Annotated in this window: 21 protein-coding genes and 1 other RNA gene; 5 read left to right on the top strand and 17 right to left on the bottom strand. The window is 63.5% G+C overall.

What is annotated here, in order from left to right; all coding sequences use genetic code 11:
* Genes ftsW through mraZ form a run of 9 tightly spaced genes read right to left on the bottom strand, consistent with a single transcriptional unit; the run spans position 1 to position 10,212 of the window.
* On the bottom strand, positions 1 to 1,152 hold the full coding sequence (ftsW, locus tag ACZ89F_RS10460) for a putative lipid II flippase FtsW (protein WP_027034940.1): 1,152 nt from the start codon (positions 1,150 to 1,152) through the stop codon (positions 1 to 3).
* Positions 1,152 to 2,552 (bottom strand): UDP-N-acetylmuramoyl-L-alanine--D-glutamate ligase, encoded by a 1,401-nt coding sequence (gene murD, locus ACZ89F_RS10455; RefSeq protein WP_476091631.1) that lies wholly within the window; start codon positions 2,550 to 2,552, stop codon positions 1,152 to 1,154. The genes ftsW and murD overlap by 1 nt, the downstream gene beginning before the upstream one ends.
* A gap of 8 nt (positions 2,553 to 2,560) precedes the next feature.
* Entirely contained in the window at positions 2,561 to 3,643 is a 1,083-nt protein-coding gene (mraY, locus tag ACZ89F_RS10450) for a phospho-N-acetylmuramoyl-pentapeptide-transferase (RefSeq protein WP_476091630.1), read from the bottom strand.
* A gap of 19 nt (positions 3,644 to 3,662) precedes the next feature.
* Complete coding sequence (locus ACZ89F_RS10445; protein ID WP_476091629.1) at positions 3,663 to 5,096, bottom strand: UDP-N-acetylmuramoylalanyl-D-glutamyl-2,6-diaminopimelate--D-alanyl-D-alanine ligase; 1,434 nt, start codon at positions 5,094 to 5,096, stop codon at positions 3,663 to 3,665.
* Positions 5,093 to 6,547 carry a UDP-N-acetylmuramoyl-L-alanyl-D-glutamate--2,6-diaminopimelate ligase gene (locus ACZ89F_RS10440; RefSeq protein ID WP_476091628.1) on the bottom strand — a complete coding sequence of 485 codons (1,455 nt, stop codon included), beginning with the start codon at positions 6,545 to 6,547 and terminating at the stop codon, positions 5,093 to 5,095. Before ACZ89F_RS10440 ends, ACZ89F_RS10445 begins: the two co-directional genes overlap by 4 nt.
* Before the next feature lie 54 nt (positions 6,548 to 6,601).
* Positions 6,602 to 8,311 carry a peptidoglycan D,D-transpeptidase FtsI family protein gene (locus ACZ89F_RS10435; protein ID WP_476091627.1) on the bottom strand — a complete coding sequence of 570 codons (1,710 nt, stop codon included), beginning with the start codon at positions 8,309 to 8,311 and terminating at the stop codon, positions 6,602 to 6,604.
* Positions 8,308 to 8,703 carry a cell division protein FtsL gene (ftsL, locus tag ACZ89F_RS10430; RefSeq protein ID WP_476091626.1) on the bottom strand — a complete coding sequence of 132 codons (396 nt, stop codon included), beginning with the start codon at positions 8,701 to 8,703 and terminating at the stop codon, positions 8,308 to 8,310. Before ftsL ends, ACZ89F_RS10435 begins: the two co-directional genes overlap by 4 nt.
* 4 nt (positions 8,704 to 8,707) lie before the next feature.
* Positions 8,708 to 9,757: a 16S rRNA (cytosine(1402)-N(4))-methyltransferase RsmH gene (gene rsmH, locus ACZ89F_RS10425; RefSeq protein WP_476091625.1), complete on the bottom strand. Its 1,050-nt coding sequence runs from the start codon at positions 9,755 to 9,757 to the stop codon at positions 8,708 to 8,710.
* Positions 9,754 to 10,212, bottom strand: coding sequence for a division/cell wall cluster transcriptional repressor MraZ (gene mraZ, locus ACZ89F_RS10420; protein WP_056582893.1), 459 nt, complete (start codon positions 10,210 to 10,212; stop codon positions 9,754 to 9,756). Before mraZ ends, rsmH begins: the two co-directional genes overlap by 4 nt.
* A gap of 410 nt (positions 10,213 to 10,622) precedes the next feature.
* Between mraZ and ACZ89F_RS10415 the strand changes: the two genes are divergently transcribed.
* Entirely contained in the window at positions 10,623 to 11,738 is a 1,116-nt protein-coding gene (locus ACZ89F_RS10415; RefSeq protein ID WP_476091624.1) for a cystathionine gamma-lyase, read from the top strand.
* Between the two features lie 9 nt (positions 11,739 to 11,747).
* Here ACZ89F_RS10415 and ACZ89F_RS10410 read toward each other — a convergent pair whose 3' ends face one another.
* The 7 genes from ACZ89F_RS10410 to ACZ89F_RS10380 all read right to left on the bottom strand — a co-directional run bounded on the left by ACZ89F_RS10410 (position 11,748) and on the right by ACZ89F_RS10380 (position 15,728).
* Positions 11,748 to 12,014, bottom strand: coding sequence for a type II toxin-antitoxin system RelE/ParE family toxin (locus tag ACZ89F_RS10410; RefSeq protein WP_476091622.1), 267 nt, complete (start codon positions 12,012 to 12,014; stop codon positions 11,748 to 11,750).
* Positions 11,989 to 12,315, bottom strand: coding sequence for a type II toxin-antitoxin system ParD family antitoxin (locus ACZ89F_RS10405; RefSeq protein WP_476091620.1), 327 nt, complete (start codon positions 12,313 to 12,315; stop codon positions 11,989 to 11,991). Before ACZ89F_RS10405 ends, ACZ89F_RS10410 begins: the two co-directional genes overlap by 26 nt.
* Positions 12,316 to 12,486: 171 nt before the next feature.
* Positions 12,487 to 12,896, bottom strand: an RNA gene (gene rnpB, locus ACZ89F_RS10400) — RNase P RNA component class A.
* A 50-nt stretch (positions 12,897 to 12,946) separates the two neighbouring features.
* A complete protein-coding gene (locus ACZ89F_RS10395; RefSeq protein WP_476091618.1) occupies positions 12,947 to 13,675 on the bottom strand; it encodes a lytic transglycosylase domain-containing protein in 729 nt (242 codons plus the stop codon).
* 210 nt (positions 13,676 to 13,885) lie between these two features.
* On the bottom strand, positions 13,886 to 14,641 hold the full coding sequence (locus ACZ89F_RS10390) for an N-acetylmuramoyl-L-alanine amidase (RefSeq protein WP_476091616.1): 756 nt from the start codon (positions 14,639 to 14,641) through the stop codon (positions 13,886 to 13,888).
* Entirely contained in the window at positions 14,638 to 15,357 is a 720-nt protein-coding gene (locus ACZ89F_RS10385; protein ID WP_476091614.1) for a TerB family tellurite resistance protein, read from the bottom strand. The genes ACZ89F_RS10390 and ACZ89F_RS10385 overlap by 4 nt, the downstream gene beginning before the upstream one ends.
* A gap of 170 nt (positions 15,358 to 15,527) precedes the next feature.
* Positions 15,528 to 15,728, bottom strand: coding sequence for a hypothetical protein (locus ACZ89F_RS10380; protein WP_224663107.1), 201 nt, complete (start codon positions 15,726 to 15,728; stop codon positions 15,528 to 15,530).
* A gap of 178 nt (positions 15,729 to 15,906) precedes the next feature.
* Between ACZ89F_RS10380 and ACZ89F_RS10375 the strand changes: the two genes are divergently transcribed.
* The 3 genes from ACZ89F_RS10375 to ACZ89F_RS10365 are packed head-to-tail and all read left to right on the top strand — an operon-like array spanning position 15,907 to position 21,549.
* Positions 15,907 to 19,557 (top strand): hydantoinase B/oxoprolinase family protein, encoded by a 3,651-nt coding sequence (locus ACZ89F_RS10375; RefSeq protein WP_476091612.1) that lies wholly within the window; start codon positions 15,907 to 15,909, stop codon positions 19,555 to 19,557.
* Between the two features lie 31 nt (positions 19,558 to 19,588).
* Positions 19,589 to 20,887 carry a BtaA family protein gene (locus ACZ89F_RS10370; protein WP_476091610.1) on the top strand — a complete coding sequence of 433 codons (1,299 nt, stop codon included), beginning with the start codon at positions 19,589 to 19,591 and terminating at the stop codon, positions 20,885 to 20,887.
* Entirely contained in the window at positions 20,884 to 21,549 is a 666-nt protein-coding gene (locus tag ACZ89F_RS10365; protein ID WP_476091608.1) for a class I SAM-dependent methyltransferase, read from the top strand. Before ACZ89F_RS10370 ends, ACZ89F_RS10365 begins: the two co-directional genes overlap by 4 nt.
* Positions 21,550 to 21,552: 3 nt before the next feature.
* Here ACZ89F_RS10365 and ACZ89F_RS10360 read toward each other — a convergent pair whose 3' ends face one another.
* The gene (locus ACZ89F_RS10360) at positions 21,553 to 22,932 is read right to left on the bottom strand and encodes a serine hydrolase domain-containing protein (RefSeq protein WP_476091607.1); all 1,380 of its coding nucleotides are present in this window, start codon (positions 22,930 to 22,932) and stop codon (positions 21,553 to 21,555) included.
* Positions 22,933 to 23,158: 226 nt separating this feature from the next.
* Between ACZ89F_RS10360 and ACZ89F_RS10355 the strand changes: the two genes are divergently transcribed.
* Positions 23,159 to 23,959: a glycoside hydrolase family 25 protein gene (locus ACZ89F_RS10355; RefSeq protein WP_476091606.1), complete on the top strand. Its 801-nt coding sequence runs from the start codon at positions 23,159 to 23,161 to the stop codon at positions 23,957 to 23,959.
* Positions 23,960 to 23,969 lie beyond the last annotated feature (10 nt).

The following is a 23,969-nucleotide window of genomic DNA, read 5'->3' as shown; positions in this document are numbered from 1 at the left end:
TCACTCCGCCGGCACGGCGCGTTGCGACAGGCCAAAGCCCATTTGCTTGCGCTTTTCCGGCCGCTTGCGTGTCAGCGCCAGCACCATGCCCATCGAGATGGCGATGGCGATCTGCGAGGAGCCGCCATAGGAGATGAACGGCAGCGTCATGCCCTTGGCCGGCACCAGCTGCAGGTTGACGCACATGTTGATGACGGCCTGCAGGCCGAACACGGTGACGAGGCCGCCGACCGCATAGCGGGTGAAATCGTCATGCTCCTTCAGCGCCGTGTTGAGGCCGCGCAGCACGATGAAGGCGAAGATCGACATGATGAAGAAGCACATGATCAGCCCGAACTCTTCGCCGGCGACCGAGAAGACGAAGTCGGCATGACTGTCGGGAATGACCCGCTTGACCGTGCCCTCGCCCGGCCCGACACCGAACCAGCCGCCATTGATCAGCGCCTCGCGCCCCATGTCGACCTGGAACGTGTCGCCTTCGCCGGTGAGGAACTTGTCGATGCGCAAGGCAACGTGCGGAAACACCGTATAGGCGGCGAAAACGCCACCGACGCCGGCCGCCCCCAGTGCGACGATCCACAGCCAAGGCAGCCCAGCCATGAAGAACATGATGCCCCAGGTGCCGGTCGTCAGCATGGTCTGGCCGAGGTCCGGTTGCGCCACCAGCAGCGACACCACCAGCACCAGCAGCAGCATGGCGAACAGATTGCCCGGAATGTCGGGCTGGCGCTTGTGTTCGGCGAACAGCCAGGCGCACATGATGACGAAGGCGGGTTTCAGAAATTCCGACGGCTGGATCGACAGGCCGGCAAGCGACACCCAGCGGCGCGCGCCCTTCACCTCGACGCCGATGTAGAGCACCGCCACCATCAGCACCAGCATCAGGCACAGCATGATCAGCGCCATGCGCCGGATCTGCCTGGAATCGAGGAAGGACACGGCCAGCATCACGCCAAGCGCCGGCACGGTGAAGATGATCTGCCTTGTGGCGAAGTGGAAACTGTCGAGACCGATGCGTTCGGCCACCGCCGGGCTGGCGGCGAAGGACAACACGATGCCGAGCCCCATCAGCGACAGGAACGCCGCCAGGAACCAGCGATCGATCGTCCACCACCAGGTCGCAACCGGACTTTTGTCGAGACGGCTCTGCATTATCGTGCCCCTCCGATGGGTTTCACGCCCTCGATAGCATTCGCAGCTTGCCTGAAGGCTTCGCCGCGGACTTCGAAATTCTTGAACTGGTCGAAACTGGCGCAGGCCGGCGACAACAGCACCACCGCCTCGCCGCTGTCGTCCTTAGCCGCATCATGCGCGGCATGCTCGACCGCCGCGGCCAGCGTGCCTGAAATCTCGTAGGGCACGGCCTCGCCCAGCGTCGCCGAAAAGGCGGGAGCGGCCTCGCCGATCAGATAGGCCTTGGCGATGCGCGGGAAGAAGCCGCGCAACGGCTCGATGCCGCCTTCCTTGGGCAAGCCGCCAGCGATCCAGTAGATGCGCGCAAAGCTCGACAGCGCGGGGGCCGCCGCATCGGCGTTGGTCGCCTTGGAATCGTTGATGAACAGCACACGGTCCTTGCGGCCGACCTGCTCCATGCGGTGCGCGAGGCCGGGAAAGCTTTCCAGCCCCGACTGGATTTCGCCAAGCTCCAATCCGACCCTGAGGCATGAGGCGACCGCTGCCAGCGCGTTCTGCGCATTGTGCTGGCCGCGCAGCGAGCCGATGCCTTCGAGGAAGGCGACACGGCTGTAGCGGCCGTGCACCGCCTCCATCAGATCGCCACCATCGGCGAAATAGCCGTCGGTCAGCGGCAGCCGCTTGGAAATGCGGATGACATGACGCCCCGCCCGCTCCAACCGCTCGGCGATCTGCGCGCACCAGGAATCGTCGATGCCGACGATCGCCGTCTCGCTGCCGGCCACCAGCCGTTCCTTGATCGCGGCGTAGTGCTGCATGGTGCCGTGGCGGTCGAGATGGTCGGGCGTCAGATTGAGCAGTATGCCGGCCGTCGGGTTGATCGAGGGCGCCAGGTCGATCTGGTAGGACGAGCATTCGACCACATAGTGCCGATCTGGCTCAGGCGGATCGAGCGTCATCACCGCGCGGCCGATATTGCCGCCCATCTGGGTGTCCCGTCCCGCAGCTTTCAGGATATGCGCGGTCAGCGCGGTCGTCGTCGACTTGCCGTTGGTGCCGGTGATGGCGATGAAGGGCGACGTTGGCGCGCTCAGCATCCGCTCGCGGCAGAAAAGCTCGATGTCGCCGATGATCTCGACGCCTGAACCGCGCGCCAACTCCACCGTCCAATGCGGCTTGGGATGCGTCAGCGGCACGCCGGGGGACAGCACGAAGGCTGAGAATTTCGCCCAGTCGGCGCCACGCAGATCAGCGGTTGCGATGCCGGCAACGGCGGCCTTGGCCACACTTTCGGGATTGTCGTCCCAGGCCAGCACGTCCGCCCCGCCCTCGATCAGCGCGCGCGCCGTCGCGATCCCCGAGCCACCGAGCCCGAAGAGCGAAACGCGCTTGCCTGAAAAGGATGCGGCGGGGATCAAAGGGCTTCCTATCTCAGCTTGAGGGTCGACAGGCCGACCAGCGCCAGGATGACGGCGATGATCCAGAAGCGGATCACCACCTGGCTTTCGGTCCAGCCGAGCTTTTCAAAATGATGGTGGATCGGCGCCATCAGGAACACCCGCTTGCCGGTCATCTTGAAGTAGCCGACCTGGATGATGACCGACAGGATTTCCACGACGAACAATCCGCCGACGATGACCAGCACGATCTCGTGCTTGGTGGCGACGGCGACCGTGCCGATCAGGCCGCCCATGGCCAGCGATCCGGTGTCGCCCATGAAGATCGCCGCCGGCGGCGCATTGAACCAGAGGAAGCCAAGGCCGGCGCCGATGACCGAGCCAAGCACGACCGCCAGTTCGCCGGTGCCGGGCACGAAATGGATCTGCAGATATTCGGCGAACACGGCGTTGCCGGAGAGATAGGCGATGACGCCGAAGGAGGCCGCCGCGATCATGATCGGCACGATCGCCAGCCCGTCCAGGCCGTCGGTCAGGTTCACCGCATTGCCGGCGCCGACGATGACGAAGCAGGAGAACGGAATGAAGAACCAGCCGAGATTGATGATGAATTCCTTGGCGAAGGGGAATGTCAGCGACGACGAGAACGGCGCCTGGCCATTGTGCATGATCACCCAGGCGGCGATGCCGGCGATGACGAATTCAAGCGCAAGGCGTGCCTTGCCGGAAAAGCCGAGATGCGACTGCTTGGTCACCTTCAGATAGTCGTCGTAAAAGCCGATCGATCCGAAGCCCAGCGTCACCAGCAGCACCACCCAGACATAGATGCTCGACAGGTTCGCCCACAAAAGCGACGACCCGATAATGCCGGACAGGATCATCAGACCGCCCATGGTCGGCGTGCCGGCCTTCTTGAAATGCGTCTGCGGTCCATCGGCGCGGATCGGCTGGCCCTTGCCTTGCCGCAGCCGCAGCGAATTGATGATGGTCGGCCCGAAGATGAAGACGATCAGCGCCGACGTGATCAGCGCCCCGCCGGTGCGGAAGGTGATGTAGCGGAAGACATTGAAGACCGAGACCTTGTCCGCAAAATCGACGAGCAGTGTAAACATGCGCTTTTCGTCCCCCGACCTAGGTCTGTTTTCTGGTTGTCGATTCAGCCGGGAATTTGCCCAGCAGCGCATCGACCAGTTTCGCAAAACCGATGCCCTTCGACGATTTGATCATCACCACGTCGCCCGGCTTCAGCGCGGCAAGCAGCACCGGCTTCAGTTCCTCGACACCGGCGCGGTATTCCGTCTTGATCTCAGCCGGCAGCGTCTGCGCCAGCGCCCGCATTTCGGGGCCGCCGAGAAAGACCGTCTGTGTCCCGGTGCCAACGATGAGCTCGGCAAGGGCTGCATGCAGCTTGGCCGAGTGGTCGCCGAGTTCGAGCATATCGCCGAGCACGGCGATGCGACGGCCCTCGCCCGTCACCGGCGTCGCGTTGAGCAATGCCATGGCAGCAGCCATCGATGCCGGATTGGCGTTGTAGCTCTCGTCGATCAGCGTGATCAGTCCACCGGAATGGCGCAGCACATGGCGCTTGCCGCGCCCGCGTTCGGCCGAAAGATCGGCCAGCGATGAAGCCACCTTGTCGAGATCGGCGCCGACCAGATGCGCCGCACCCAGCACCGCCAGCACGTTCTGCACCATATGGCGGCCGGGCGCGCCGATCCGCGCCGTCACCTCGTGGCCGCTGATCCTGGCGGTGATGTCGGAATGATCCGCATGCAATTCGCATTTGGTGAGCTTGAAGGTCGAGCGCGCATTCTCACCGAAGCCGTAAACGTGCTCGACACCGACGGCATGCGCCATCTTGTCGAGAATCTTGAAGCGCGCGTCGTCGCGGTTGAGGACGGCAGCACCTTCAGGCTCCAGCCCTTCGAAAATCTCGGCCTTGGCCTTGGCGATCTCGTCCAGATTGCGGAAGAAGCCAAGGTGGGCGGCAGCGATCATGGTGACGATGGCGACATGCGGCCTCACCATCTTGACCAGCGGACGGATCTCGTCGGGATGGTTCATGCCGATCTCGAACACGGCATAATCGCAATCATCGGGCATCCGCGCCAAGGTCAGCGGTACGCCCCAGTGATTGTTGAACGACTGCGCCGAGGCATGCACCTTGCCGACCGCTTGCAGCACATGGCGCAGCGCTTCCTTGGTGGTGGTCTTGCCGGCCGAACCGGTCACCGCAATGATTTTCGCGCTCGAGCGGGCGCGCGACGCAACGCCGAGCTTTTCCAGCGCGACCAGCACGTCCTCGACGACGATGATCGGCGCCGTCAGCCGGCCGAGCGACGGCAGCTTGCCTTCGGCCACCACCAACACGCCGGCGCCGGCCTTGATGGCGGCGGTTGCAAAGTCATGGCCGTCCATCGCCTCGCCCTTGATGGCGAAGAAGGCGTCACCCGGCTGCAGACTGCGGCTGTCGATCGAAATGCCTGAAATGCCTTCCGGCATCGGCCCGAGCGGCCGACCGTCCATGGCAGCAACCAGCGCCTCGGAGGTCCACAGCAAGCTCATGCGGCACGCTCCACGAGGGCTGCGCGGACTTCCTCATGATCGGAGAAATGCAAGGTCTCGGAGCCGATCGTCTGGCCCTCCTCATGGCCTTTGCCGGCCACGATCAGCGTGTCGCCGGCATGCAGCATAGCCACCGCCTCATGGATCGCCTGGCGCCGGTCGCCGATCTCGATGGCGCCGGGAGCAGCGGCGAGGATGGCGGCACGAATCGTTTCCGGCACTTCCGAGCGCGGATTGTCGTCGGTGACGATCACGACATCGGCAAGCCGCGTCGCGATTTCGCCCATGATCGGTCGCTTGCCGCGGTCGCGGTCGCCGCCGCAGCCGAACACGACGATGACGCGGCCGGTGGTGAATGGGCGCACCGAGGCCAGCACGTTCTCCAGCGCGTCGGGCTTGTGGGCATAATCGACATAGACCGGCGCGCCATTGCCGGTGGTGCCGACGAGGTCGAGCCGGCCCGGCGCGCCCTTCAGTTTCTCCAACGCCATCAAGGCCTTGGCGACAGGTGTTCCCGTGGAAATGGCAAGACCCGCCGAAACCAGCGCGTTCGAAATCTGGAAATCACCGGCCAGCGGCAGGTCGATCTCGTAGAGCACGCCGTCGGCCTCGACTTCGGCGCGCTGGCGGTGGCGCTCGTGCTCGACCCGCTTCAGCCTGAGGAAATCGCCATGGCGGCCGACCGTCAGCACCTTGAGCCCGGCAGCTTGTGCGGCCAGGATCGTCGGCGCCGACCATGGATCGTCGGCGAAGATCACGGCCGGCGCGCCCTTCGGCAGCAGTGCGTCGAACAGGCGCAATTTGGCGCGGTGGTAGTCCTCGATGGTCGGATGATAGTCCATATGGTCGCGGCCGAGATTGGTGAAGCCGCCGGCCGCCAGCCTCACGCCATCGAGGCGGCGCTGGTCGAGCCCATGACTGGAGGCTTCCATCGAGGCGTGGGTGACACCAGCATCGGCCAATTCCCGCAGCAATTGATGTAGGGCGACCGGATCGGGCGTCGTCAGCGAGCCATAATCATTGCGGCCCGGCGCCACCACGCCGGTGGTGCCGATCGAAGCGGAGGCATAGCCGGCCTGCTCCCAGATCTGCCTGGTGAAGGCAGCGACCGACGTCTTGCCGCTGGTGCCGGTCACCGCGACCATGGTCTGCGGCTGCTTGCCGAAATAGCGGGCCGCACTCAGCGCCAGCGCCAGGCGCGGATCGTCGACCGCCAATACCGGAACCGACAGCCCGGCAATGGTGCTGCCCTTGCCCGCCACGATCGCGGCCGCGCCGCGTGCGGCGGCGTCGGCGGCATAAACGGCACCATCGGCCTTGGTTCCGGCGAGCGCAAAAAAGACAACGCCCGGTTTTACCTGGCGGGAATCCGAAGAAATCCCTGTAACCTCCAGATCGACGGAAGCTATTCCCTCGACGGGCAGGATACCGGCTAGATCTCTGAGCTTCATCGAGTCCCGTTCACCGCAATAAAATAGCGCGCAGTTACCGGCGCGCCCTAAGAATCACTGATAGGAAACCAGCGTTGCACCATTTTCATGGCTGAAATCTGGCTCCACGCCAAGCATGGCCGCTGCACGCCTGATGATATTACCGGCCATAACCCCCGCATTCGCGGCCGCGACGTCTGTCATGCCAGGCTTTTCCGGGTGCGGGGCATCGGCGATCGTAAACACGAGATACTGCGGATCGTCCATCGGGAAGGCGGCGACGAAGGTGTTGAAATTCAAGTCCTTCGAGTAGCGGCCGTTGATGACCTTCTCGGCTGTTCCGGTCTTGCCGCCAACGCGATAGCCGGGGACCCTGGCATTTCTGGCCGAGCCCTTCTCTGCGTTGAGCGAATAGAGGTAGCGCATGCCTTCAACGGTCTTTTCGCTGACCACCTTTTTGGCGGTGGCCATCGCTTCCTCCTGCGTACGCATCAGGAAGGTGGGGTTCATCAGGAAGCCGCCGTTCATCAAGGCCGCGCAGCCTACAGCCGCTTGCAGCGGTGTCGTCGACACGCCGTGGCCGAAGGCGATGGTGAACGAATTGACCTGTTTCCAGACCTTCGGTTCAGTCGGGCGGGCGACTTCCGGCAGTTCAGTCTGCATCTTGTCCAGAATGCCAAGGCGATGCAGGAATTCGCGGTGCCCCTCGATGCCGACCATCTCGGCCTCCCTGGCCGACCCGATGTTGGACGAATAGAGGAACACCTCCGGCAACGACAGCACACGGTTCTTGCCGTGGAAATCGTGAATCGCCTGATGGCCGACCCGGATCGGATGCGAGGCATCGAAGCGGCTCGCCATCGTTGCCTTGCCGGAATCGAGCGCCATGGCTGAGGTGAAGCTCTTGAAGGTCGAGCCCATCTCATAGAGCCCCGCCGACATGCGGTTCAGCCGGTCCTTGTCCTGCGCATTGTAAGGATTGTTCGGATCGAAGTCCGGCACCGAGGCCATCGCCACCACTTCGCCGGTCTTGACGTTGAGCACAACGGCGCCGGCGCCCATGGCGCGGTAGCGCTCCAGGCCGGCGGCAATCTCGTCGCGGACGATATGCTGGACGCGCAGATCGATCGAAAGCTTCACCGGCTTGAGATCCTTGGCCACCGCGAGGCCCGATGCCTGCAGGTCGCTCAGGCCCTGCTCATCGACATACTTCTCCATGCCGGAGATGCCCTGGTTGTCGATGTTGGTGAGGCCGACAATGTAGGACGAGGTCTCGCCGCTCGGATAAAAGCGGCGCTTCTCGGTGCGGAAGCCGAAGCCGGGAATGCCGAGCTGCATGATGTCGGACTGTTGCTTGGGCGTCAGCTGCCGCTGCAGCCAGACGAAACCGGCGCCGCTCTTGAGCTTGTGGTAGGTCTGCTCATAGTCGATATCCGGAAGCACCGTCGACAGTTTCTCGATCGCCTCGTCGGCGTCGACAATCCGACGCGGTTCGGCAAACAGCGACGCCGTCTTGATGTCCGTCGCCAGCACTTCGCCGTTGCGGTCGACAATGTCAGGCCGCGATGCCGTCACCCGGCTCTGCGGACCGCCCGACATGTCGGGGGTCTGGAAGCCGAGATAGACCAGCCGCCCGGAAATGGTCGAGAAGATGCCGAAGAACACCGCCATCGTCATCACGATGCGCGTCCTGCCCTTGCCGCCGGTCGCCTTGCGGGCGCCCTCGACGACGATCGATCCGTCTTCACTCGTCCTGGCGCGACGCTTCAGCAGTTTGCCGATCATTGGGCGATGCCTCCGGTCACCACGGGATCCCTGCTGCCCGGAGGCGCTTGGTCGGAATTGTCGGCCATACCACCCTGGCGTCCGTTCAGGATGTCCTGAATGTCCAGGGATTTGGCCGGCAGGTCGCCGATGCCGACGATCTGGCGGGCGCTGACCGGCTCGAGTTCGAGCTGTGATTTGTAGAGTTCCGTCAGCTTCTGCAGCCGTGACGGCTGGGTGAGCAGGCTCCAGTCGGCCTTGAGCAGGTCGATCGTGTCCTCCTCATAGCGGATCTGCTCATGGATCTTCTGCACCGAAGCCAATTGTTCCTCAGCCTCGCGCTTGGCCTTGTAGGTAAGGGCGGCCGCCGCAACCATGACGGCGATCAGGACGATGTCGCTGGTACGAAACACGTGCTTACCTCTCCCCCGGCCGGCCTGTGCCGGGAAGTGTTGGGCCGGGAAGCTTTGGAAGGCCGAAAATCGAAAAGTCGCTGCTGCGTGCCGGCGCCTCGGTGCGGATCGCCGCGCGCAGCCTGGCCGAACGGGCACGCGGATTGGCCGCCACCTCGGCATCGCCGGCCGTCACGCCGCCACCCACCTTGCGGAAGGTCGCGGTGCGCGCATGAGCCTCGGGCAGGTGACGCGAGCCGGTGGCGACGTCGGCCCGATCGGCGATGAAACGCTTGACGATGCGGTCTTCCAGCGAATGGAACGTCACCACGGCGAGCCGTCCGCCCGGCTTCAGCGCGCGTTCGGCGGCAAACAAGGCCTTGGCCAGTTCGCCAAGCTCGTCATTGACGAAGATACGCAGCGCCTGGAAGACGCGCGTCGCCGGATGGATCTTGTCCTTCGGCGCGCGACCGACATGAGTCTCGATGGCGTCAGCGAGTTCCAGCGTGCGCTCGAACGGACGCTTTTCGCGGCGAGCCTCGATCATGCGGGCGATGCGCCCGGCATGACGCTCCTCGCCGAGGAAGCCGAAGATGCGCGCAAGGTCGCCCGGCTTGAAGCTGTTGACGACGTCGGCGGCACTCAAACCAGCCTGCGCCATGCGCATGTCGAGCGGCCCGTCGGCGCGGAACGAAAACCCGCGCTCGGCCTGGTCGAGCTGCATCGAGGACACACCGATGTCGAGCACGACGCCGTCGGCGGTCTCGACATGCTCGTCCAGCGTCGAAAACGGTGCCTGCACCAGCCGCAGCCGGCCGCCCGACTGCACTTCCAGATCGCGCCCGGCAGCAATGGCATCAGGATCGCGGTCGATCGCCACCACGGAGGCACCCGTCGCCAGAATGGCCCGGGTGTAGCCGCCGGCGCCGAACGTGCCGTCAATGATGATGTCGCCCTGCGCCGGCGCCAGTGCTTCGAGCACTTCGCCAAGGAGGACCGGAATGTGGCGGGCCGATCCGCCAACGGCGTGCCCATCTACGGCGTGAGGCAGGTCATCGCCGTGGCTCGCCGTCATTCCGGTCGCTCCCCAGGCTTCGTCCCCTGCCGAAGCTGCAAAAGCCGAGCTCGCGCCTGCGCCCCATAGGCGGCAAGCCGTCCCGGCTCCCAGATCTGAAAGAAATTGCCGCGTCCGACAAAGGCCACTTCCGCCGAAATGCCGGTGTGTTCGCGAATGAAATCGCTCATCGTGATGCGGCCGTCCTGGTCGAGTTTCAAGAAGGTGCCATCGCCATGGCAGAAGAACGACATATCGTCCGCCGTCTGCAGGAAGGGATCCTCGAGCGCGATGCGCTGCTCGTAGCGGTCGAGCAGGTCGAGCCCGCCGACATCCATCGCCGGCAGGTCGAGGCAGCGCAGTGCGTAGAGTTCCGAATAGCCGCGCTTCTGCACGACGGCACGGAAATGCGCGGGAACGGACACCCGTCCCTTCGCATCGATCCTGCTTACCGTGTTTGACAGAAACCGGTCCATTAAACGCTACAGCCGCTTGCGCCGCCGCACCCCTCTCCATCTTGTCGCACGCGCCGCCGCAGCGCGCTCCCTGCCCCGTATCAACCTCGTTCGCATGGGCAAAAACCGGCAAACGCGCAGCCGCCGCGGCTGCCCGATTGGCGTACGCTTTACCCTGACGCGGAACGAAGGCTTTGATGTCGAAATGGGATATCATGGGGCACTATGGGCGTCAACGGGAATAGGCTTCACAAACACGCGCGCCGCAACCAATGAGAGCAGCCGTGACGGCATGTCTCGTCTTTATGGATCATTAAGCCTAACGAAGCGTTTAGAGCCGCCTGGCCCAACCGGACGCGCCTTGCCGCGAGCCGCTGCCCAGCATAGCGTCTCGCCGCATCCGGCCGGTCACAAACAGGGTTTGAAATTCGATGTCTGAAACAGCAAAGTCACGCGCGGCAGCACTTCCTCATTTGCGTCGCAGCAGGCTTGCCATGGGCGATTCCATCCCGCTGCCCCTGACCATGGCCGCCATTTTTCACGCGCCCGGCGACGCTACCGGCTTCAACCAGTACGGCCGCTTCAGCAACCCGACCTGGGATGCGGTTGAGCATATGCTGGCCCATCTGGAGGACGCGCCCTGCGTCGCCTTCCCTTCCGGAATGGCGGCAATCTCGGCGGCGTTTTTTGCCGTGCTCAAAACCGGCGACCGTATCCTGCTGCCTTCGGACGGCTACCACACGACAAGGGCGCTGGCCGAGCGCTTCCTCAAGCCACTCGGCATCACCTACGACGTCAGGCCGACCTCGACCTTCCTCGATAGCGGCTTCGATGGCTATCGCCTGGCGTTTGTCGAAACCCCTGCCAATCCGGGGCTGGATATCTGCGATATCGCGGCCGTTGCCGACGCTGTTCACAAAGCCGGCGCGTTGCTGGTGGTCGACAACACGACCATGACGCCCTTCGGCCAGCGGCCGCTCGACCATGGCGCCGATATTGTCATTGCCGCCGACACCAAGGCGCCCAATGGCCATTCCGATGTGCTGTTCGGCCATGTCGCCAGCCGCAATGCCGATATCATCGCCGCCGTGACCGGCTGGCGCGAGGTTTCGGGCAGCATTCCCGGTCCGTTCGAAGCGTGGTTGGTGCATCGCGGCCTCGAGACACTGGATGTGCGCTTCGATCGCATGTGCTCCTCGGCGGAAGTCATAGCACAGCGGCTGAAAGGCCACAGGGCAATCAGCGGCCTGCGTTTTCCCGGGCTGGAAAGCGATCCGTCGCACAACCTCGCCCGCGCCCAGATGGAGCGCTTCGGCTTTCTGATCTCTTTCGAGCTCGCCTCGGAAGACAAAGCCGAAGATTTCATCAACAATTGCGAACTGATGCAGGCCGCGACATCCTTCGGCGGCGTCCACACCTCCGCCGAGCGGCGCTTGAAGCGAGGTGATGCGGTTCCCCCCGGTTTCGTTCGCCTCTCGGTCGGCTGCGAGCCGGTGGAAGAGCTTTGGAAGGCGATCGAGGCGTCGTTGGACAAGATCAGCGGCTGACTGGGTCGATCACGGGCCGAGATCATCGGCTTCGATGTTGCGATGGCCGTGCAGCAAGCGGATGATCTCGATCGCGTCGTCACCAACCCGATACAAGGTGAGATAGTCGCCGACGACCAGATGACGGATGCCTGGCGCGATATCGTCGCGCGGCGCGCCTGAGAAGGGATGCAAAGTCAGCAAATCCCACCGTCTTTCCAACGTATCCACGAGACGGACTGCTGCCCGGGGATCATGGCCGGCAATGTAATCACCGATGTCTTCGAGGTCGACCACTGCTTGGGGAAGCAGGCGATACTTCACTCGTGGAAGCCCCGGCCATTTTCATGTATTTGGCGCGCAAACGTTCCATGATTGGCTGGCCGTCTTGCGCCGGCCCGCTGTCGATGCCCTCCTGCACCAGCTTGCGCAATTCCTCGACCGTATAGCCGTGCAGGTCGCGCCGATCCTTCCATTGCCGCAGCGCATCGCGGATCACTTCGCTGGCCGACGCATACTCGCCGGCGGCGACCACGTCGTCCACTGCCTGCGCCAGTTCCGGCGACAGCGTGATGCTGCGTTTGTCGACCTGTCCCATAAGGCGCTCCCGATACCATTTCCCGATCCATGGTACGATTTAATCGCACCAATTTCAAGCAATCGCCGGTCCCGGCTTGCATGGATGGATCGCTGAACAAGCTTGAATCGACAGGCGCGCCCGAGGGCGCAACCTGCTGATCTCAAAATACTTCTCTTCGATATGGAGAGAATTGCCAGCTGGCCTGTAAGCCGGGTTCTGTATGGCCCTCGCCCCTTGCAAGGCGAGAACGTGGCGGCCATTCATCTTGGGCGCATGTTGCCATGCGCCTCACGCAACCTACCCGGACGGTGAGCCGGAAACAGCCCTCGAGAGTTTCCCCTCGCACCGCCCCTATTCGGTCTTGCTCCCGGTGGGGTTTACCGTGCCGCTCCTGTTGCCAGTCGCGCGGTGGGCTCTTACCCCACCCTTTCACCCTTGCCCCGAATCCGGCAAGCCGGATCGTGGCGGTTTGCTTTCTGTGGCACTTTCCCTGGGGTCGCCCCCGCCGGCCATTAACCGGCACCGTGTTTCCATGGAGCCCGGACTTTCCTCACCCGCGACCTTTCGGCGTTTGCGGGTGCGGCCGCCCAGCCAGCTGGCAAGGCGTATAAAGGGGTTCACGCCCGAAAACGCAAACGAAAAAGCAGACTTATGCGGGCGATCCAAGCGCAGCCATCTGCACCTTGACCTTGCCGCAATAGGCGGCTGACACCGGGTTCATCCGCGTTGCAGCGTGTCCGGCATTGTATTTCAGAATCGTGCCGCAGGTCGTGCCGCCGCCGAGATTCCGCGCCATGGCAAGGTATTTCATGCCGTATTTGATGTTGGTGTCGGGATCGAAGAGGCCCTTGGCGGAACCGTTGTAACCCATCATCCGCGCCGTTGCCGGCTTGATCTGCATCAGGCCGATCTCGCCGGCGCTGCCGACGATGTTGGGCCGATAGTTGCTCTCGATCTTGATAACCGCCGTGGCGAGCGACACGGGCACGCCTTCGATCGCCGCATAGCGGGCAACGATTGCGGAATACTGGCCGCTGCTGGGCACCGCGGCCGTCGACGCCGCGACGTTCCTGAGGCCAATCGATGCCGTTGCCGTCATGTCGACGGTCTTGCGGCCGCGCTTCGTCTGCCTTTTGGCGGTGGACTTCTTCGCTTTGGACCAGCTTGCCTTTTCCGCTTTGGCGGAAGCCAGCTTTGTCGCCTTGGCGTCGTGACCTGCCTTGCCGCTCTTTGCCAGCGTGGCCTTGCCGCTTTTTGCGGATGCCAAGACAAGCCCTTGATCGGCCCGCGGGCTGAGTGGTGTGGCATCTGCGGCACTGAAGGCAAAAGTCATTACGCCAGCAGCAAGAGCTGCCGTTAAAACGGTCAATTTCTGCATGTGATCCTGTTCTGTCTGAACCGCGTGAAGATGTTCACGCAGCAACGCCTAATCAATATCGGAACAACCCGGGGGGCTGGGGGTCCGACATCTGCACGTCAGCCGTTTGACGCTCGAATTGGTGTCAAACAAGGCCAGGCAAGTCACTTTAAGTGACAACTTGTAATTTAAGGACTGGAAGGGGTTGCTTGAGAGAGGCCTCCCCAGGGGTCAGTACCTCATGGAGGCAAGCAGCCTCTGCAGCGTCCGCAGCGTCGAGCCATCGGCAACGCCATCCACCTTGCGCGGCCGGAAATGCCGCTGGAAGGCCCCGACGACGATCTCCGTCTGCCGGTCGAAAATGGCCGATATCTCGACGCCATAGCCGTAGAGCGCCAGCATCGACTGCAAGGCCTCGACATCGCCGCCGGTGTCGCCGGTTGTCAGCGTAGCTCCTCGCCTGACAGGTGCGGCCGCCACGAGATGACCGACACCGGCATCGAACAGCGTCCGCCACGGAAACTTCTCGCCCGGATCGATCTTGCGCCCCGGCGCCACGTCGGAATGCGCCAGCACCCGCTCGGCGGCTATCGAATGCCGACCGGCGATCCCCTTACACAGCTCGATCACCGCATCGATCTGCCGCCTGGGGAAACCGGGATAGCCCAGCGAATGTCCCGGATTGACGATCTCGATGCCGACCGAACAGGAATTGATGTCGGCGCGTCCGAACCACGAACTCTTGCCGGCGTGCCAGGCGCGGTCGCTTTCCCTGACCATCTGCACGATGTGGCCGTTCTCATGGACAAGATAATGCGACGAGACCTCGCTCGCCGGATCGCACAGCCACGCTTCGGCTCCGGCGCCGGTCGCCATGCCGGTGTAGTGCAGCACGATCATATCAGGCTTGAGCGTGTCGCGCCGCGGACCGAAATTCGGCGATACCCTGACCTCGGCACGTGGCTCGTCGGGCAGGAAGCCGCTCATGCGTGGCGCAGGCCCCGCTCGATCATCTCATACGCGGCGTTGATCGCCGCGACCCTGGTCGTCGCGATCTTGATGAATTCCTGTGGCAGGCCGCGCGCGATCAGCCGGTCCGGATGATTGTCGGACACCAGCTTGCGATAGCGCTTCTTGACCTCTTCGAACGGCTTGCCGCGCTCGATGCCGAGCACGATATAGGGATCCCCGGCGCCCAGATTGACGTGCCGCGCCATGATGCTTTCGTAATGCGCCTCGTCGATGCGGAAAATCTCGGCGATGCGGTGCAGGAAGAGCCCTTCGTGCTCATGCACAAGGCCGTCGGCCTTGGCGATGTGGAAGAGGCCGTCGAGTATGTCTTCCAGCATCACGCAGTTGGAATGCCCGGAACCGCACAGCTGCGCCATCCGCTCGGCATAGGTCTCGAAACCGGCCACGTCGCGCTGGGCGAGATCGAACAGCCGCGCCACATTGCGCGTCTCCTTCGGCGGCACCTCGAAGATTTCCTGGAAAGCGCGCACCTCATCCTGGGTGACGATGCCATCGGCCTTGGCCATCTTGGCCGACAGCGCAATCATCGCCACCGAGAAGGCGACACGCCGGCGCAGATCCGCATCGCCGGAGAAAACCGTGCGCACGGCCTCGACGACGTCGGCGACACCCGACGAGGTTGAGGATGAAACGCGGGTGATGAACTCGCCAAGGCGATCCCAAATCGACATGGCCTGCTTCTTAGTGCCACCGCCCCCCGCTATCAAGCCGGGACAGTGCCGCAGGCCCGACACGTCCGATCAGCTTGACGCTGACGACGACGCAACCTCAGCGGACAACATGAAAAAGGCCGACGTGAGCCGGCCTTTCTCATTCATCACACGAAGTACTGCTTACTCAACTACTGCGCGGGCGCAGGAGCCGGTGTTGCCGGAGCCGGTTCGGCAGGCTTCGGTGCATCAGGCGTGGCCGGCTTCATCGGCTGTTCGGCGGCCGGCGGGTTGGTGCTCTGGGTGGTGGTGTTATCCGTCCCGCTGTCGCTACAGGCGGCAACGCCAAGCAAGGCCAGCGCGGAAACGGACGCAAGAATGAGCTTTTTCATAACATCTCTCCTTCAACACACGTTCACGTTGCGGTGAACGGTTGAATAGGAAATGCATCAGCTAGCCATGAGTTTCGTAACGTTGCGTGTCCGCATGTAACATCATGCGCATGGCCGTTGCCGGCCAAGCCATTGCGAACTAACAGATTGCATCGACAAAATGCCGGGAGCATGCCGCATGACCACCAAGTGGGATTTCTGGATCGACCGCGGCGGCACGTTCACCGATGTCATCGGCCGCGACCCGCAAGGCGGGCTGCATCCCCGCAAGCTTCTCTCCGAAAATCCCGAAGCCTATACCGATGCCGCCATCCAGGGCATTCGCGACCTTCTCGGCTTGTCCTCCGGCGACGCGATCCCGCCCGGCCTGATCGGCGACATCAAGATGGGGACCACGGTTGCCACCAACGCACTGCTGGAGCGCAAGGGCGATCGCGTGCTTTTGCTCATCACCAAGGGCTTTCGCGATGCGCTGAAGATCGCCTACCAGGCGCGCCCGGACATCTTCGCCAAGGAGATCATCCTTCCCGAACAGCTCTACGAGCGCGTCATCGAAATCAACGAGCGCGTGCGCGCCGACGGCTGCGTCGAACAATTGCTCGACATCGCCGCCTGCCGGCCGGCGATCGAACAGGCCAGGGCCGATGGCATCGATGCGGTCGCCATCGTCTTCATGCATGCCTGGAAATACCCCGACCACGAGAAAGCGGTGGCAAAAGTCTGCCGCAAGCTTGGTTTCAGCCAGGTCTCGGTCAGCCATGAGGTTTCGCCGCTGATCAAGCTGGTCGGCCGCGGTGATACCACGGTGGTCGACGCCTATCTGTCGCCGATCCTGTCGCGATATGTGCAAAGGGTGGCGGGAGAGTTGGGCATTGCTGGAAGCGGCGCCAGCACTGCCGCCGAGGGACCGCACCAACCTCATCTCATGTTCATGATGTCGTCGGGCGGCCTCACCGCCGCCGACATGTTCCAGGGCAAGGACGCGCTGCTGTCCGGGCCGGCCGGCGGTGTTGTCGGCATGGTCGAGACGGCGAAGCTCGCCGGCTTCAACAAGGTCATCGGCTTCGACATGGGCGGCACCTCCACCGACGTCGCCCACTATGACGGCGAGTATGAGCGTGCCTTCGACACCGAAGTCGCCGGCGTGCGCATCCGCGCGCCGATGATGCGAATTCATACTGTCGCAGCCGGCGGTGGCTCGATCCTGCACTACGAGGCCGGCCGCTTCCGTGCCGGGCCGGATTCCGCAGGCGCCAATCCCGGCCCTGCCGCCTACCGGCGCGGCGGCCCGCTCGCCGTCACCGATGCCAATGTCATGCTGGGCAAGCTGCAGCCCGTTTTCTTCCCGGCCATTTTCGGACCCGGCCAGGACCAGCCGCTCGATGTCGAGACGGTGCGGTCAAAATTCGCCGTGCTGGCCGCCGAAATCGGCGACAGCCGTACGCCCGAGGCTGTCGCCGAAGGGTTCGTCACCATTGCCGTTGAGAACATGGCCAACGCCATCAAGAAGATCTCCGTCCAGCGCGGCTATGATGTCACCGAATATCTCCTGAACTGCTTCGGTGGCGCCGGCGGCCAGCACGCCTGCCTGGTCGCCGACGCGCTCGGCATGGAGGCGGTGCTGATCCATCCCTTCTCCGGCCTGCTGTCGGCCTATGGCATCGGCCTGTCCTCGGTCTTTGCCTCGCGCCAGCAGGCGCTGCTCAAGCCGCTTGCCGAAGAGTCCAGAACGGAGATCGGCAACCTCATTGCCATCTTGAGAAAAGCAGTCATCTCCGAACTCTCAGCGCAAGGCATCGCCGAGGATACGGTCGCCGCCAAGCCGGTGCTGCACATTCGCTATGACGGCACCGACACGACGCTGCCGGTGAATTTCGAGGCGGACTCGATTTTCCAGGCCAAGCGCGATTTCGAAATCGCCCACAAGGCGCAGTTCGGTTTCGTCTATGACGACAAGCCGATGATCGTCGAGACCGTCGGCGTCGAAGGCACCGACACCGGCGGCACCGGCCGCGACGAAACTGAATCGCAAACCGAAGACCTTGCCGTAAGGCCTTCGCAGACCCGCGAAATCTTCACCGAGGGAGAGTGGCGCGCTTCCGGCATCTTCCGCCGCGAGGCGCTGAAGCCGGGAAACAGGATTGCGGGACCTGCCTTGATCATCGAGCCGAACCAGACAATCGTTATCGAGCCGGGCTGGCAGGCCGAAATCACCGCCAGGAACCATGTGCTCCTGCGCCGCGTCGAGAAAAAGCGCCGGCAGGCAGCGCTCGGCACCGAGGCCGACCCGGTCATGCTGGAGGTCTTCAACAATTTGTTCATGTCGATCGCCGAGCAGATGGGCGTGACGCTGCAGAACACCGCCTATTCCGTCAACATCAAGGAAAGACTGGATTTCTCCTGCGCTGTCTTCGACCGCACCGGCGCGCTGGTCGCCAACGCGCCGCATATGCCGGTGCATCTGGGCTCTATGGACCGTTCGGTCGAAACCATCATCCGGCTGAATTCCGGCGACATCCACCCCGGCGACGTCTTTGCCCTCAACGCACCCTACAATGGCGGCACGCATCTGCCCGACATCACCGTGGTGACGCCGGTTTTCGACGATATCAAGCAGCACATCCTCTTCTGGGCCGCCTCGCGCGGCCATCATGCCGATATCGGCGGCACGGCACCCGGCTCGATGACGCCGCTTGCCACCACGGTCGACGAGGAAGGCGTGCTGTTCGACAATTTCCGCATCGTCGATCGCGGAAAATTCCGCGAGAAGGAGCTGGAAACGCTGCTCACCGATCACCGATACCCGGCCCGCAACCCGCACCAGAACATCGCCGACCTCAAGGCGCAGATCGCCGCCAACGAGAAGGGCGTCGCGGAACTGCGCAAGATGGTCACGCATTTCGGCCTCGATGTCGTCGAGGCCTATATGGGCCATGTCCAGGATAACGCCGCCGAAAGCGTGCGCCGCGTGCTGGAGCGGCTGCCGGATAGTTCTGGGTACGAATACCCGACCGACACCGGCCAGGTCATCAAGGTGAAGATCACGGTCGACCGGCAAAAACGCGAGGCGACCGTCGATTTCACCGGCACATCACCGGTCATGAAGAACAATTTCAACGCGCCGGAACCCGTCGCCCGCGCTGCCGTGCTCTATGCCTTCCGCGTCATGGTCGAGGACATGATTCCGATGAATGCCGGGTGCCTCAGGCCCATCAACATCATCATTCCCGATGGCTGCATGCTGAAACCCGCCTACCCCGCCGCCGTCGTTGCCGGCAATGTCGAGACCTCGCAGCATGTCACCAACGCGCTGTTCGGCGCCATGGGCGCCATGGCAAACGCGCAAGGCACGATGAACAACCTGACCTTCGGCAACAAGATCTACCAGTACTACGAAACGATCTGCTCCGGTTCACCCGCCGGCCAGATGAACTCCGGCCGCGGCTTTGCCGGCACTTCCGGCGTCCACACCCACATGACCAATTCTCGCCTCACCGATCCCGAAGTGCTGGAGCTGCGCTTTCCCGTCATGCTCGAGGATTTCCACATCCGCGAAGGCTCAGGCGGCAAGGGCAGATGGAGCGCCGGCGACGGCACCAGGCGCACGATCCGTTTCCTGGAAAAGATGGAATGCGCGATCCTGTCCTCGCACCGCAACCGGCCGCCGCAAGGGCTGGACGGCGGTGGCGATGGCGAGGTCGGTTCGACCAAGGTCCGCCGCAAGGACGGGACGATCGACGTGCTGAAGGCCTGCGACCAGACCGTGCTGCAGGCCGGCGACGCCGTCATCCTGACGACGCCGACGCCGGGCGGGTTTGGCAAGCTGTAAGGACGCGTCAACAGGCTGTCACCGGGCTGTCATGACCCTGCGCTACCCGCTTGCGGCAAAGCAAATGGGGAATCATCTTGCCATGACCGACGTCTCCGCAGATCTGGTTTTTCGCCGGGGCAAGGAAGTTGGAAAGGCCGTCTACCAGAACCGCCCGCTGTCGAAGGCCGGCATTTCCGAGCGGCTGTTTGCCTTCCTGTTTTCCGGCCTCGTCTATCCGCAGATCTGGGAAGACCCCGACGTCGACATGGAGGCGATGCAGCTTGGCCAGGGCCACCGCGTCGTCACCATCGCCTCGGGCGGCTGCAACATCCTGGCCTATCTCACCCGTTCGCCGGCACGGGTCGACGCCGTCGATCTCAACGCCGCGCACATCGCGCTGAACCGCATGAAGCTGGAGGCGGTGCGTCATTTGCCTTCGCAGGGCGACCTGTTCCGCTTCTTCGGCGCCGCCGACACCAGTCACAATTCGGCAGCCTACGACCGTTTCATCGCGCCGCATCTCGATCCGGTCAGCCGCCACTACTGGGAGCGGCGCAACTGGCGCGGTATCAGGCGCATCGCTGTTTTCGACCGCAACTTCTACCAGACCGGCCTGCTTGGCCTGTTCATCGCCATGGGCCACCGCACGGCAAAGTTCTTCGGCGTCGACCCTGCCGGCATCATGCAGGCCCGCAACATCGGCGAGCAGCGTCGCTTCTTCCATGAGGAACTGGCGCCGGTCTTCGACAGGAAGCTTTTGAAATGGGCGACGTCGCGCAAGGCCTCGCTGTTCGGCCTCGGCATTCCGCCGGCGCAGTACGATTCGCTGATCACCTCCGGTGACGGCACCATGGCCAGTGTGCTGAAAGCCCGGCTGGAAAAGCTCGCTTGCGATTTTCCGTTGCAGAATAATTACTTCGCCTGGCAGGCCTTCGCCCGGCGCTATCCGAACCCCGGCGAGGCCGCCCTGCCCGCCTATCTCGAAAAACAGAATTACGGCACCATCCGCGGCAACATCGATCGCGTGGCCATCCACCACGCCAATCTGATCGAATTCCTCGCCGGCAAGGACGCCGGCGCGGTCGACCGTTTCGTCCTGCTCGATGCACAGGACTGGATGACCGACGATCAGCTCAACGCGCTGTGGGCAGAAATCACCCGCACCGCTTCCGCCGGCGCCCGCGTCATCTTCCGCACCGCCGCCGAGCCCAGCCTGTTGCCTGGCCGCGTCTCCAGCTCGCTGCTCGACCAGTGGGAGTATCAGATCGAGGCTTCGCGGGAATTTTCGGCCCGCGACCGCTCGGCCATCTATGGCGGCTTCCATCTCTATGTGAAGCGCGCGGCATGAGCACCACCGAGCTGCCGGCCAGCCATGCCGAGTTGATGGACGGCGTCTACCGCTGGCAGCGCCACATCTACGACCTGACCCGCAAATACTACCTGCTCGGCCGCGACCGGCTGATCGACGGGCTCGACGTCCCGGCCGGCGGCACCGTGCTGGAACTCGGCTGCGGCACCGGCCGCAACGTCATCCTCGCCGCGCACCGCTATCCCGGCACCCGCTTCTACGGCCTTGATATCTCAGCCGAAATGCTGGAGACGGCCGGTGCCGCGATTGCCCGCGAAGGCCTTGTCGATCGTGTCACGCTCGCTCAGGGCGACGCCACGGCATTCGATGCCAACGCGCTGTTCGGACGCAATAGCTTCGATCGCGTCTTCGTGTCCTATTCGCTGTCGATGATCCCCGGCTGGGAAAAAACCGTGTCGGCAGCGCTTGCCGCACTGTCACCGAATGGTTCGCTGCACATTGTCGATTTCGGCCAGCAGGAAGGCCTGCCGGACTGGTTCCGGACCTTGCTGCGTGGCTGGCTCAAAAAATTCCACGTCGCGCCGCGTGAATCGCTGTGCGAGGTTCTGGAATCGGAATCTCGGCGAACCGGCGCAAGCTTCCGTTTCCGCACGTTTTATCGCGGTTATGCCTGGCTGGCCGTGATCGGGCCGCGTCGATAGAAACTAGTGTAGCGCCTTCAGCAGCGCTCCCACCATCGTCTGCGGCCGGTAGCCGAGCTTGGCCGGCGTTAGCCCCAGCCGTACCACCACCAGTTGCTCCGAGGGAATGATGGCGACCGTCTGCCCGTCATGGCCTTCCATCCAGTAGGTATCCTTGGGCAGACCCGCGGCGACGCCGGCGCCGGGGTTTTCCTCATCGCCCGGGGCCTCGATCCACACCTGGCCCTTGCCGTAGACTTTCGAGGCCGGTGCCGGCTCGCGCATCCAGTCGACGAAGCTTGCCGGCAGGATCTGGTTGCCGTTCCACACCCCACCTTGCAGCAGGAATTGGCCGAAGCGCGCCCAGTCATGCGCGGTTGCGTAGAGATAGGACGAGCCGACAAAAGTGCCCTGCTCGTCGGTCTCGAGCACCGCGCTGTGCATGCCAAGTGGCTCGAACAGGGCGATGCGCGGCCACGTCAGCGCCTTGGCCTTGTCACCGATCGCGTCCTGCCAGAGGCGCGATAGCATCACCGCCGTGCCGCTCGAATAGGAAAACACCTTGCCCACCTCGGCCGCCAGCGGCTTGGCTTCGGCAAAGCCCGCCATGTCGGACTCGAGGTAGAGCATGCGCGTGACGTCGGCGACATCGCCATAATCCTCGTTGAACTCCAGCCCGCTCGACATCGCCATCATGTCGGCAAGGCTGATGGCAGTGCGGCCATCCGCCTTCCACGGCGCGAACAGTTCTTTGTCGGTGATGGCCATCTTGCCGTCCTTGACCAGTGTGCCGACGATGGCGGCGTTCACCGTCTTGGTCATCGACCAGCCGAGCAGCGGCGTCTTGGCCGAAAAGCCGTCGCTATAGCGCTCGGCGACGACGCGGCCATTCTTGACCACCACCACCGCGCGCATGCCGGTGCCGTTAAGTGCCGCATCGTCCAGCAGCTTGGCTATCACCGGATCCTGTGATGCCTCGACCCGCTCTCCTTCTGGCCACAGCGCGTCCTCACTGACCGCCGACGGCTCCGCATGGATCGCCGTGCGCCGTACCTTGCCGACGTCGCCGTCCGGAACCGATGCACAACCGAGCCCGTCGCGGGCGACAGCGACGCTCTTGCCGAGGAAGCCAAGCAGGCCGGCCGAGACCGTTCCCCTGTTCTTGTCCACCGAGACCCGCATCAACCGCAGCAGCGGGTGCCCGGGCGCCTGCACGTCGACGGCGAGCACCTCATTGGCGTCGCGGCCGGCGATGAAGACGTTCGAACAGACGATCTTGGCCGAATAGCCCGAGCCGACGCGGATCAATTCCGGCGGCGCGATGTAAAGCCATGCAAAAAGCGCAGCGATCGCCAGAGCGATCAGGCCAAGCAGCCATTTGACGATCTTGACGACAAACCGCATTTTTCACCCTCGTTCGAGCGGAGTTCCACCCGATGACATCGATTTGCCGCCATTGCTTCAGCAAATCGCTGTGCTTGTCGAGCGCCATCAACCTGATATCAACCATGATCGGCGATCACAGGATATACGGGCGATGCTGTGGGGCGATCGCTTGATAAGGCCATTCGAGGGGGCCACCCGCAACAGAACCCATCAGCGGCCGGCTGATTCCGGCTCAGGAGAAGCGATGCGCCGGTTCGCGGGCCTCATCATGCTGACGCTGCTTGGCGCCTGCTCGACCGTGGACGATCTGTCGCCGCTGTCGCCGTCCGCTTCCAGCAGCCCGACGGTCGCCGTGCGTGCGCCGCGCTTCGAGGATTCCAAGCCGCATGAATGGGACAGCGGCGCGCCCTGGAACTATGCCGTCCACGGCACTGATGTTTCCAAATACCAGACCTCGGTCGACTGGCCGGCAGCCAGGGCCAGCGGAATTTCCTTCGCCTTCATCAAGGCGACCGAGGGCGGCGACCGTTTCGACGAGTATTTCAACGAGCATTGGGCGCGCACGAAGGCCAACGGCATTCCGCGAGCCGCCTATCATTTCTACTATTTCTGCACCCCGGCTGCCGTGCAGGCGCGCTGGTTCATCCGCAACGTCCCTGTCGATCGCTCGGCGATGCCGCCGGTTCTCGACATGGAATGGAACCCGCAATCGCCGACCTGCAGGCTGCGCCCCGACGCAGCCACGGTGCGCGCGGAGATGACCACCTTCCTCGAAATCGTCGAACGGCACTACGGCAAGAAGCCGATCATCTACACCTCGGTCGACTTCTTCGACGACAACGAGCTGTCGAGCTTCCGCGGCTACCCCTACTGGCTGCGCTCCGTCGCCGGCCACCCGCGCGAGAAGTACGGCAGCCACCCCTTCACCTTCTGGCAGTACACCGGAACCGGCATCATTCCCGGCATGCCCGGCAAGGCCGACATCAACGTCTTCAACGGCAGCGAAGCTGCCTGGAATAAATGGCTGCGGCAGAACACCCGTTGACACCGGACCT

Source organism: Mesorhizobium sp. USDA 3734 (assembly GCF_056279665.1).
This window is presented reverse-complemented; position numbering and strand designations above follow the sequence as displayed.

What these genes read in the sequence shown, in the direction of transcription:
- ftsW (WP_027034940.1), bottom strand. Translation starts at nt 1,152, where the DNA reads ATGCAGAGCCGTCTCGACAAAAGTCCGGTTGCGACCTGGTGGTGGACG.
- mraY (WP_476091630.1), bottom strand. Translation starts at nt 3,643, where the DNA reads ATGTTTACACTGCTCGTCGATTTTGCGGACAAGGTCTCGGTCTTCAAT.
- ACZ89F_RS10445 (WP_476091629.1), bottom strand. Translation starts at nt 5,096, where the DNA reads ATGAGCTTGCTGTGGACCTCCGAGGCGCTGGTTGCTGCCATGGACGGT.
- ACZ89F_RS10440 (WP_476091628.1), bottom strand. Translation starts at nt 6,547, where the DNA reads ATGAAGCTCAGAGATCTAGCCGGTATCCTGCCCGTCGAGGGAATAGCT.
- ACZ89F_RS10435 (WP_476091627.1), bottom strand. Translation starts at nt 8,311, where the DNA reads ATGATCGGCAAACTGCTGAAGCGTCGCGCCAGGACGAGTGAAGACGGA.
- rsmH (WP_476091625.1), bottom strand. Translation starts at nt 9,757, where the DNA reads ATGACGGCGAGCCACGGCGATGACCTGCCTCACGCCGTAGATGGGCAC.
- mraZ (WP_056582893.1), bottom strand. Translation starts at nt 10,212, where the DNA reads ATGGACCGGTTTCTGTCAAACACGGTAAGCAGGATCGATGCGAAGGGA.
- ACZ89F_RS10415 (WP_476091624.1), top strand. Translation starts at nt 10,623, where the DNA reads ATGTCTGAAACAGCAAAGTCACGCGCGGCAGCACTTCCTCATTTGCGT.
- ACZ89F_RS10405 (WP_476091620.1), bottom strand. Translation starts at nt 12,315, where the DNA reads ATGGGACAGGTCGACAAACGCAGCATCACGCTGTCGCCGGAACTGGCG.
- ACZ89F_RS10395 (WP_476091618.1), bottom strand. Translation starts at nt 13,675, where the DNA reads ATGCAGAAATTGACCGTTTTAACGGCAGCTCTTGCTGCTGGCGTAATG.
- ACZ89F_RS10390 (WP_476091616.1), bottom strand. Translation starts at nt 14,641, where the DNA reads ATGAGCGGCTTCCTGCCCGACGAGCCACGTGCCGAGGTCAGGGTATCG.
- ACZ89F_RS10385 (WP_476091614.1), bottom strand. Translation starts at nt 15,357, where the DNA reads ATGTCGATTTGGGATCGCCTTGGCGAGTTCATCACCCGCGTTTCATCC.
- ACZ89F_RS10380 (WP_224663107.1), bottom strand. Translation starts at nt 15,728, where the DNA reads ATGAAAAAGCTCATTCTTGCGTCCGTTTCCGCGCTGGCCTTGCTTGGC.
- ACZ89F_RS10375 (WP_476091612.1), top strand. Translation starts at nt 15,907, where the DNA reads ATGACCACCAAGTGGGATTTCTGGATCGACCGCGGCGGCACGTTCACC.
- ACZ89F_RS10370 (WP_476091610.1), top strand. Translation starts at nt 19,589, where the DNA reads ATGACCCTGCGCTACCCGCTTGCGGCAAAGCAAATGGGGAATCATCTT.
- ACZ89F_RS10365 (WP_476091608.1), top strand. Translation starts at nt 20,884, where the DNA reads ATGAGCACCACCGAGCTGCCGGCCAGCCATGCCGAGTTGATGGACGGC.
- ACZ89F_RS10360 (WP_476091607.1), bottom strand. Translation starts at nt 22,932, where the DNA reads ATGCGGTTTGTCGTCAAGATCGTCAAATGGCTGCTTGGCCTGATCGCT.
- ACZ89F_RS10355 (WP_476091606.1), top strand. Translation starts at nt 23,159, where the DNA reads ATGCGCCGGTTCGCGGGCCTCATCATGCTGACGCTGCTTGGCGCCTGC.